8 protein-coding genes and 2 rRNA genes are annotated in these 10,140 nt (G+C 65.7%); 7 read left to right on the top strand and 3 right to left on the bottom strand.

The window, feature by feature from the left end; genetic code table 11:
* The 6 genes from ACEN88_RS16700 to ACEN88_RS16675 all read left to right on the top strand — a co-directional run.
* A partial coding sequence (locus ACEN88_RS16700; protein WP_413341312.1) for a DUF5691 domain-containing protein occupies positions 1-904 on the top strand: 904 nt, incomplete at its 5' end.
* Entirely contained in the window at positions 901-1,992 is a 1,092-nt protein-coding gene (locus tag ACEN88_RS16695) for an ATP-binding protein (protein WP_413341310.1), read from the top strand. The genes ACEN88_RS16700 and ACEN88_RS16695, both read left to right, overlap by 4 nt.
* The gene (locus ACEN88_RS16690; RefSeq protein WP_413341309.1) at positions 1,989-4,211 is read left to right on the top strand and encodes a DUF5682 family protein; all 2,223 of its coding nucleotides are present in this window, start codon (positions 1,989-1,991) and stop codon (positions 4,209-4,211) included. The genes ACEN88_RS16695 and ACEN88_RS16690 overlap by 4 nt, the downstream gene beginning before the upstream one ends.
* Positions 4,201-5,343 carry a VWA domain-containing protein gene (locus ACEN88_RS16685; RefSeq protein WP_413341307.1) on the top strand — a complete coding sequence of 381 codons (1,143 nt, stop codon included), beginning with the start codon at positions 4,201-4,203 and terminating at the stop codon, positions 5,341-5,343. Before ACEN88_RS16690 ends, ACEN88_RS16685 begins: the two co-directional genes overlap by 11 nt.
* Positions 5,344-5,403: 60 nt before the next feature.
* The gene (locus ACEN88_RS16680; protein ID WP_413341306.1) at positions 5,404-5,874 is read left to right on the top strand and encodes a DUF6328 family protein; all 471 of its coding nucleotides are present in this window, start codon (positions 5,404-5,406) and stop codon (positions 5,872-5,874) included.
* A 295-nt stretch (positions 5,875-6,169) separates the two neighbouring features.
* A complete protein-coding gene (locus ACEN88_RS16675) occupies positions 6,170-6,646 on the top strand; it encodes a YbhB/YbcL family Raf kinase inhibitor-like protein (RefSeq protein ID WP_413341304.1) in 477 nt (158 codons plus the stop codon).
* Here ACEN88_RS16675 and ACEN88_RS16670 read toward each other — a convergent pair.
* Entirely contained in the window at positions 6,640-7,539 is a 900-nt protein-coding gene (locus ACEN88_RS16670; protein WP_413341302.1) for a LysR family transcriptional regulator, read from the bottom strand. The two genes, ACEN88_RS16675 and ACEN88_RS16670, sit on opposite strands and share 7 nt — an antisense overlap.
* 115 nt (positions 7,540-7,654) lie before the next feature.
* Between ACEN88_RS16670 and ACEN88_RS16665 the strand changes: the two genes are divergently transcribed.
* Complete coding sequence (locus ACEN88_RS16665; protein ID WP_413341300.1) at positions 7,655-8,500, top strand: aldo/keto reductase family oxidoreductase; 846 nt, start codon at positions 7,655-7,657, stop codon at positions 8,498-8,500.
* 51 nt (positions 8,501-8,551) lie between these two features.
* On the opposite strand, the gene rrf is transcribed toward ACEN88_RS16665, so the two are convergent.
* Both rrf and ACEN88_RS16655 read right to left on the bottom strand, forming a co-directional pair.
* Positions 8,552-8,664, bottom strand: a 5S ribosomal RNA gene (gene rrf / locus ACEN88_RS16660).
* A 126-nt stretch (positions 8,665-8,790) separates the two neighbouring features.
* Positions 8,791-10,140: ribosomal RNA gene (locus ACEN88_RS16655) — 23S ribosomal RNA — on the bottom strand; the annotation flags it as partial.

Genomic DNA, 10,140 nt, shown 5'->3' with positions numbered 1-10,140 from the left:
CCTGCTGGCCGCCCTGGCCGTCGGACTGGGGCCGGACGACGAAGCCTTCCTCGAAGCGGCGCTCGACGATCGCCGCAAGGAAGTGCGAACGGCGGCCCAGCGCCTGCTCGCGCGCCTGCCCGGATCGCGGCTGGCGCAGCGCATGGAGGGTCGGCTGCTGCCGCTGCTGCGGATCGCATCCGACCGCATCGAACTGGCCTTGCCGGCAGCGCTGGATGCGGCCATGCGGCGCGACGGCATCGGCGCCACGCCGCATCACGGCCTGGGCGAAAAGGCCGGGTGGGTCGTGGACATCCTGGCGGCCGTCGATCCGAACGTGTGGCCGCGCCATGTCGACCGCACACCGCGCGCCTGCCTCGAACTCGCCGCGCACGGCGAATTCGCCGCCGTGTTCGTGCGCGGCTGGGCGCTGGCCGTCCAGCGCCAGGACGGCGCACGCGCGTGGCTGCGCGACTTCCTCGTCTGGTCGGCCGGCGCCCGCCCCTCCCTGCGCGAGGCCGTGCCCGACAGCCTGTTCGACGTCGCCGCCGCCCACATCGCACAAGACGATGCCCTGTTCGACGCCCTCGCCGGCAAGTGGATCGGCGACGGGTTCCCGATGCGGTTAATGACGCGCCTTGCCGCTGGCGCACCACATGCCTGGTCCGCGGACATGAGCCGGTGCGCGCTGGAGCGGCTGCGCACATCGCTGCTGCCGCTGCCCGACATGGGCCACCCGTGGCTCGTACGCCAGATGCTGTCCAGCCTCGCCCTCGCGCTCGACCCGGCGACCACCGTCGCGTCGGAAGCAGGCCTGCGCGCGGCCTGGCAGCCCGACGCCGAGTGGGACAACGCCGTCAATGCATTCTTCGATCTCGCGCGCCTGCGCCACGAGATGACCCTTTCATTCCAGGAGCCCGCATGACCGCCACCTCTTCCGTCCTCCGCCAGCACGCCGAGCAGCAGTACGCCGACGAGCTGGAAGCGCTGATCGCCGCCGATACGCGCCAGCGCCCGCCCCGCTGGAAGATGTCGCCGTGGGCCGTCTCGACATACCTGCTGGGCGGCGAGCTGGAAAACGGCGCGACGATCAGCGCCAAGTACATCGGCAATCCGCGCGTGATCGAGATCGCCGTCGCCACGCTCGCCACCGACCGCGCCCTGCTGCTGCTCGGCGTGCCGGGCACCGCGAAATCGTGGGTGTCCGAACATCTCGCGGCCGCGATCAGCGGCGACTCCACGCTCGTCGTGCACGGCACCGCCGGCACCAGCGAGGAAGCCGTGCGCTATGGCTGGAACTACGCGCAGCTGCTGGCCAAGGGCCCGTCGCAGGAGGCCATCGTCCCGAGTCCCGTGATGCGCGCCATGCGCACGGGACGCATCGCCCGCATCGAGGAACTCACGCGCATGCCGGGCGAGGTGCAGGACGGCCTGATCTCGATCCTGTCCGAGAAGGTCTTGCCGATCGCGGAACTGGACGACGAGGTGCTGGCCGAGAAAGGCTTCAATATCATCGCCACCGCGAACGACCGTGACCGCGGCGTCAACGAGCTGTCGAGCGCACTGAAACGCCGCTTCAACACCGTCGTGCTGCCGCCGCCGCGCACGGCCGACGAGGAAGTGCGCATCGTCGAGACGCGCGTGGCGAGCATCGGGCGCGCATTGGAGCTGCCGGCCGAGACGCCGGCGCTGGAAGAGATCCGCCGCATCGTCACCGTGTTCCGCGAGCTGCGCGAAGGCGTCACCAGCGACGGCAAGACGAAGCTGAAAGTCCCCAGCGCCAGCATGAGCACGGCCGAGGCGATCTCCGTCGTCACGCACGGCCTGTCGCTGGCGGCGCACTTCGGCGACGGCGTGCTGCGCGGCGCGGACCTTGCGGCCGGCATGGTCGGCGCGATCGTCAAGGATCCGCTGCAGGACCGCGTGGCGATGCTCGAATACCTGGAGACCGTCGTCAAGGAGCGCGACGGGTGGAAGGACTTGTACCGCGCCTGCCGCGACGTCATGGCATGAGCGTCCACTTGTTCGGCGTCCGCCACCACGGCCCCGGTTGCGCGCGCAGCCTGGCGGCCGCGCTGTCCGCGCTGGCGCCGGACTGCATCCTCGTCGAGGGTCCGGCGGAAGCGGATGCGCTGGCGCCCTTTGCCGGCCATGCGGAGCTGGTACCGCCCGTGGCCCTGCTGCTGTACGCGCCGGCCGATCCGCAGCGCGCCGTGTTCTACCCGTTCGCCGAGTATTCGCCGGAATGGCAGGCGCTCCGCTACGCGAGCGAACATGGCGCGGAGCTGCGCTTCTGCGATCTGCCGCAGGCCTACCGCTTCGCACTGCGCGCAGCGGACGACAAGAAGGATGACAAGAAGGACGACATCCAGGACGACCCGCTGCGCTGGCTCGCCCGCGCGGCCGGCTACGGCGACACGGAGACGTGGTGGGACCACCTCGTCGAACAGCGCGGCGACAGCCTGGACCTGTTCGCCGCCATCGCCGAGATGATGACGGCGCTGCGCAACGAAGCCGGCCCGCCGTCCGACGACGTCGAAATAAAACGCGAAGCGTGGATGCGCACGGCGATCCGCCAGGCCGTCAAGGATGGCCGCGAACGCATCGCCGTCGTGTGTGGGGCGTGGCACGTGCCGGCCCTCGCGACGCTGCCCAGCGCGAAGAGCGACGCCGATCTGTTGAAAGGCCTGGCGAAGGAAAAGATCGCGGCGACGTGGGTGCCGTGGACGCACGGCCGCCTCACGTTCGCCAGCGGCTACGGCGCGGGCGTGACGGCGCCCGGCTGGTATCGCCACCTGTGGCGCCATCGCGAGCGCGCCGGCCTGCACTGGCTGACGGAAGTCGCGACGCTCCTTCGCAAGCACGATCTCGACGCATCGTCCGCCCACGTGATCGAGGCGGCGCGCCTGGCCGACACGCTGGCCGCGCTGCGCGACCGTCCACGTCCGGGCCTGGATGAATTGATGGAAGCCGTGCGCGCCGTGTTCTGCTACGACAGCGACGCGCCGCTGCGTCTGATCCGGCGCGAACTGCTCGTCGACGAGGCGCTGGGCACCGTGCCGGACGACGTGCCGGCCGTGCCGCTCGCGCAGGACGTGGCCGCGCAGCAGAAGCGCCTGCGCATGCCCGTGCGGGCGGACATGACGGAGCTCGACCTCGACCTGCGCCAGCCCGCTCACCTGGAAAAGAGCGTGCTGCTGCATCGCCTCGCGCTGCTGGGCGTCCCGTGGGGCCGGCAGCAGACCGTCCGCGGCCGGACGGGCACGTTCCACGAGCAATGGCAGCTCGCGTGGGAGCCGGAATTCGCCGTCGACCTGATCGCCGCGAGCCGCTGGGGCGCCACGCTCGACAGCGCCGCAACTGCGCTCGCCGCCGACCGCGCCGCGCAGGTGCACACCCTGCCGGAACTCACGCGCCTGATGGAGACGATCTTGCTGGCCGACCTGCGCGCGGCCGTCGATCCGCTGATGGCGCGCATCCAGGAAGTGGGCACGTTGACGCCCGACCTCGGGCCGCTGCTGGCGGCGCTGCCGTCGCTCGTCAACGTGCTGCGCTACGGCAGCGCGCGCAACGTGGACACGCAGGCACTGGCGAGCGTCGTCGACGGTCTCCTGGCGCGCGCGTGCATCGCGCTGCCGTACGGCCTGCGCGGCGTCGCGGACGATGCGGCCGCCGCACTGCTGGGCCAGATCATCGCGGCCGACCAGGCCGTGCGCCTGTTGCAGGACGAGGCGCATGCGGCGGCCTGGTTCGATGCGCTGGAGGCCGGCGCGACGAGCGATTTGTCGCATCCGCTGCTGGCGGGGCGGTGCGGCCGCATCCTCACCGAGCAGGGACGCTGGGACAGCGAGCGCGCCGCGCGCCAGCTCGCGCTGCGTTGCTCGCCGGCCGTGCCGCCGCTCGTTACCGCGCACTGGCTCGAAGGGTTTTTACAGGGCAGCGGCGCGCTGCTCGCGCACAGCGACCCGTTGTGGCATATCGTGAACGCCTGGCTGCTCGCGCAGCCGGACCATGTGTTCACGGAACTGCTGCCGCTGCTGCGCCGGACGGTCGCCACGTTCAGCGCACCGGAGCGGCGCGAACTGGGCCAGCGTGCGGCGCAAGCAGGCGGCGCGGTCACGCACGCCGCGGCGGCAACGGCCATCGATCCGGCGCGGGCGCGCCGCGTGCTGCCCATCCTGCACACGCTGTTCGGGACTCGGTCACTCCAGGAGGCCGTCCATGGCGAATGAACAAGAAGCAGCGCGCCGCTGGCGCCTCGTGCTGGGCCAGGACGCGGGCGAATCACTCAACTTGGGCGGTGCCGATGCCGCGATCGATGCGGCACTCGACGCGCTGTACGGCGCCGGTCCGGAGACGCGCAGCGGCGGCCTGGGTGGATCGGCACCGCGCGTGGCGCGCTGGCTGGGCGACATCCGCCAGTACTTCCCGTCCAGCGTCGTGCAGGTGATGCAGAAGGATGCGTTCGACCGCCTCGGCCTGCAGCAGATGCTGTGCGAACCGGAGATGCTGGCGGCCGTCGAGCCGGACGTGCACCTCGTCGCGACGCTCCTCAGCCTGAACCGCGTCCTGCCGAACAAGACGCGCGCGACGGCCCGCGCCGTCGTTGCGAAGGTCGTCGAGGAACTGGAAAAGAAGCTGTCCACGCCGATGCGCCAGGCCGTGTCGGGAAGCCTGAACCGGGCGGCGCGCAACCGGCGCCCGCGCCACCAGGACATCGACTGGCTGCGCACCATCCGCGCCAACCTGCGGCACTATCAACCGGACTACCAGACGATCATCCCGGAGACGCGCATCGGCTACGGCCGGCGCGGACGCTCGCTGCGCGACATCGTGCTGTGCGTCGACCAGAGCGGATCGATGGCGCCGTCCGTCGTGTACGCGAGCGTGTTCGCGGCGGTCCTTGCGAGCATCAAGGCGGTGACGACGTCGGTGGTCGTGTTCGACACGGCCGTCGTTGACCTGACGCCGCTGCTGCACGACCCGGTCGAGGTCCTGTTCGGCACGCAGCTCGGCGGCGGCACGGACATCAACCGCGCGCTCGCGTATTGCCAGGGTCTCGTCACGCGGCCGCAGGACACGATCTTCGTCCTGATCAGCGACTTGTACGAGGGCGGCAACAATGCGGAGATGCTGCGGCGCGCGGCGAGCCTCGTCGGCAGCGGCGCGCAGGTGATATCCCTGCTCGCGCTGGACGACAGTGGCGCCCCTTCGTACGACCGCAACAATGCGGCGCAGCTGGCCGCGCTGGGCATCCCCTGCTTCGCCTGCACGCCAGATTTATTCCCCGACCTGATGGCGGCGGCGATCCAGCGGCACAGCCTGGAACAATGGGCATCGCAGGCCGGCATCGTCCACGCGTAACGACGTGCTTCAATCGTGCGGTCGGTTGAACACAGCCGTGTTTGGCGCTACTGTCATCCCATGGACGATCAAGCTTCTCAACAAGAAAAGAACCACCGAGCCATGCGCGACATCATCGAAGAGGCGCGCTGCATTCTCCCAGGCCTGCAGGCGGTGTTTGGTTTCCAGACGATCGCCGTGTTCAACGAACGGTTCAATGACCTCGCGCCGTACGCACAGGCGTGCCACATGGTCGGCCTCGCTTTGATGGTGATCGCGATGGCTCTCCTGATGACGCCGGCAGTGTATTACCGCGCCCAGCACGGTTACGCGACGTCGCTCATGGTCAAGGTAGCGCGCAAAGCCATCCGGGGTGCGTTGATGCCACTGGCTCTTGGGCTGTCGCTCGACATGTTGACGGTCGTGTCGCTTGCAACCGACATGCTCTCGCTCAGTATCGCTGCCGCGGTTGCCTCACTCCTCCTCTTTGTGGGACTCTGGTACATCATTCCGCGCCGTGACCCGATCCAGGTCGGCGAACCGCGGTCCTGACGCCGGCGTGGCCGCGGCCGTGTTGTGTGAGGCGGCGAACAGATGAGGGCGCTTGCACCCGGATAATGCTCCTGTGTCCACGGCATCGTGGACAAGAATTTTACGAACTGGGCGACACTGGCCTACCTTCAAGTTCCGATATCGGGGGGAGCACAGACGGTGGCGGGTGTTTGCCCAGCCGTTCACGCAGCGGCGACGCGACGATCGCGCGCCTGCTGTGACGGCTGGAAGCGGTGCAACCGAGAGCGTTTGCCGATGTCGAAGCCTGTAGCGTTTCGACTCCAGGGAGGCAAGCATGAGCCTGACATTGACCTCGGCCGACTTCACGCCCGGCGGCCCCATCCCCGCCATCCACACATGCGATGGCGCGAATACGTCGCCCGCGCTGTCGTGGTCCGGCGTCCCGCCCGACACCCGCAGCCTCGTCCTCATCATCGACGACCCGGACGCGCCCGATCCAGCGGCACCGAAAATGACCTGGGTGCACTGGGTGCTGTACAACCTGCCGCCGCAGGCCAACCACCTTCCCGCCGGGATACGCGAGGCGGAACTGCCGCGCGGCACGCAAGCCGGCCTGAACGATTTCAAGAACACGCGCTACGGCGGGCCATGTCCGCCCATCGGACGGCACCGCTACGTGCATAAATTATATGCGCTCGACACCGTGCTGCCCGACCTGCGTCACCCGACCAAGCCCCAGCTGGAAAAGGCGATGCAGGGACATGTGAAGGCGCAGGCGGAACTGATCGGCACCTATCAGCGCGGTCACTGATCCGCGCGGATGAAATCGATGAAGGCGCGTAGTGGCGCGGGGACGAGCCTGCGCCCCGGATAGTAGAGATACGGGCCGGAAAAGGATGGCCACCACGATTCCAGCACGGGCTCGAGCTCGCCGCGGTCGATATACGGGCGCAGCCAGTCCTCGAACAGGTAGACGATGCCCGTGCCGGCGACGGCGACGTCGATTTTCAGGTCGAGAGCGCCGCCCACCTGGACGAGCAATTGTCCGGGCGGATCGATCGTGATCGTCTCGCCGCCGCGTTCGAACGTCCAGCGGATGACGGCGCCGCTGGCAAAACGCGCGCGCATGCAAGCGTGGTCCAGCAAGTCGCGCGGATGCTGAGGGCGGCCGCGCCGGTCGAGATAGTCGGGCGCCGCGGCTGCGGCCATGCGCTGGATGCGCGGGCCGATGGGCACGGCGACCATGTCCTGCTCGAGCTTTTCCTCGTAGCGGATACCCGCATCGCAGCCGGCCGCGAGCACGTCGACGAAGCTCTCGTCCGCGATCACTTCCAGGCGGATTTCGGGGTACGCGGCCAGGAAGCGCGGCACAATGGACGGCAGCACGAGCCGGGCCGCACTCATCGGTACATTGAGTTTGAGAGTGCCGGTGGGCGTATCGCGAAAACCATTGACCACGTCGAGCGCACTCTCGACTTCGGTGAGCACGGGGTCCAGGCGCGCAAGCAGGCTACGGCCCGCTTCCGTCGGCACGACGCTGCGCGTGGTGCGGTTGAGCAGGCGCACGCCGAGCTTTGCTTCGAGGCGCCGTACCGCATCGCTGAGACCGGATGCGCTGCCGCTCGTGGCCCGCGCGGCATCGCGGAAGCCACCGGCACGCGCGACGGCGACGAAGGCGGACAGATCGCCCAGATCGACTTTCATGTGTTTTCCATTGTCCGTTTTGACGTACAACCCATGCGGATTATGCCGGATTGTCCTGAGATCGTCGCGGGCTTATCGTGGCTGCACTGTTCACTATCCATCAAGGAGAATCTCAATGTCCACCACGTATCAACTCGGCGACCGCACCGTCCGGCGCCTCGGCTATGGTGCCATGCAGCTGGCAGGACCCGGCGTCTTCGGGCCGCCGCGGGATCGGGAGGCCGCGCTCGCCGTGCTGCGCGACGCGGTGGCGCTCGGCGTCAACCACATCGACACTTCGGATTTCTACGGCCCTCACATCACCAATCAATTGATCCGGGAAGCGCTGCATCCGTATCCGGACGACCTCGTCATCGTCACCAAGGTCAGTGCGCGACGGGACGCCCAGGGTGCGTGGTTGCCGGCCACGTCGCCGAAGGAACTGCGCGAGGCCGTGCACGATAATCTGCGCAATCTCGGCCTGGACGTGCTGGAGGTGGTCAATTTCCGCAGCATGTTGGATGTCCATGGTCCGGCGGAAGGGTCGCTCGAAGAACAGGTGACGACATTGGCGGAGCTGCGCGAGGAAGGTCTCATCAAGCACGTCGGCCTGAGCAACGTGACGATGAAGCAAGTCGAGGACGCACGGCGCATCGTGCCGATCGCGTGCGTGCAGAACATGTACAACCTCGTACACCGCAATGACGATGCGCTGGTCGATGCCCTGGCGCGCGACGGTATTGCGTATGTGCCGTTCTTCCCGCTCGGTGGCTTTTCGCCGCTGCAGTCGGATGCGTTGTCCGCAGTCGCAGCCGAGTTGGGGGCGACGCCGATGCAGGTAGCAATCGCCTGGCTGTTGCAGCGGTCGCCGAACATTCTGCTGATTCCCGGGACGTCGTCGAGTGCCCACCTGCGCGAGAACCTGAAGGCGACGGATCTCGTGTTGTCTCCGGGTGTGCTGAAGAAGCTCGAGAGGATCTAGAAAGCAAAAAGCCCGCTCAGTATCAACTGAACGGGCTTCTGCATATAACTAGCCTGACGATAACCTACTTTCACACTGGTTGCAGCACTATCATCGGCGCAGAGTCTTTTCACGGTCCTGTTCGGGATGGGAAGGGGTGGTACAGACTTGCTATGGTCATCAGGCATAACTTGTACGAGTGCCGCTTGCATAGTGCATGCGTCACTCTGAATCCGGAAGAAGCAGTTTTCGTAATCTGTTGTCTCAACAAACAGCTGAACCCTTGCGTTGGCAATGACTGCCAAGGTTATAGGGACAAGCCGTACGGGCAATTAGTATCAGTTAGCTTAATGCATTACTGCACTTCCACACCTGACCTATCAACGTCCTGGTCTCGAACGACCCTTCAAGGAGCTCAAGGCTCCGGGAAATCTCATCTCAAGGCGAGTTTCCCGCTTAGATGCTTTCAGCGGTTATCTCTTCCGAACTTAGCTACCCGGCAATGCCACTGGCGTGACAACCGGTACACCAGAGGTTCGTCCACTCCGGTCCTCTCGTACTAGGAGCAGCCCCCTTCAAATTTCCAACGCCCACGGCAGATAGGGACCAAACTGTCTCACGACGTTTTAAACCCAGCTCACGTACCACTTTAAATGGCGAACAGCCATACCCTTGGGACCGGCTACAGCCCCAGGATGTGATGAGCCGACATCGAGGTGCCAAACTCCCCCGTCGATATGAACTCTTGGGAGGAATCAGCCTGTTATCCCCAGAGTACCTTTTATCCGTTGAGCGATGGCCCTTCCATACAGAACCACCGGATCACTATGTCCTACTTTCGTACCTGCTCGACTTGTCGGTCTCGCAGTTAAGCACGCTTATGCCATTGCACTATTAGCACGATGTCCGACCGTACCTAGCGTACCTTCGAACTCCTCCGTTACACTTTAGGAGGAGACCGCCCCAGTCAAACTGCCTACCATGCACTGTCCCCGACCCGGATCACGGGCCAAGGTTAGAACCTCAAACGAACCAGGGTGGTATTTCAAGGTTGGCTCCACGAGAACTGGCGTCCCCGCTTCAAAGCCTCCCACCTATCCTACACAGATTGGTTCAAAGTCCAATGCAAAGCTACAGTAAAGGTTCATGGGGTCTTTCCGTCTAGCCGCGGGTAGATTGCATCATCACAAACATTTCAACTTCGCTGAGTCTCGGGAGGAGACAGTGTGGCCATCGTTACGCCATTCGTGCAGGTCGGAACTTACCCGACAAGGAATTTCGCTACCTTAGGACCGTTATAGTTACGGCCGCCGTTTACTGGGACTTCAATCAAGAGCTTGCACCCCATCATTTAATCTTCCAGCACCGGGCAGGCGTCACACCCTATACGTCCACTTTCGTGTTTGCAGAGTGCTGTGTTTTTATTAAACAGTCGCAGCCACCAGTTTATTGCAACCCTTTCACCCTCATGGAGTAAACCATTCAAGCTACCGGGGCGTACCTTATCCCGAAGTTACGGTACCAATTTGCCGAGTTCCTTCTCCCGAGTTCTCTCAAGCGCCTTAGAATACTCATCTCGCCCACCTGTGTCGGTTTGCGGTACGGTCTCGTATGACTGAAGCTTAGAGGCTTTTCTTGGAACCACTTCCGATTGCTTCGTG

Source organism: Massilia sp. CT11-108, from assembly GCF_047302915.1.
Taxonomy (GTDB): Bacteria; Pseudomonadota; Gammaproteobacteria; order Burkholderiales; family Burkholderiaceae_D; genus Telluria; species Telluria orientalis.
The sequence above is the reverse complement of the archived record's forward strand: the minus strand, read 5'-3'. Positions and strand labels throughout refer to the sequence as shown.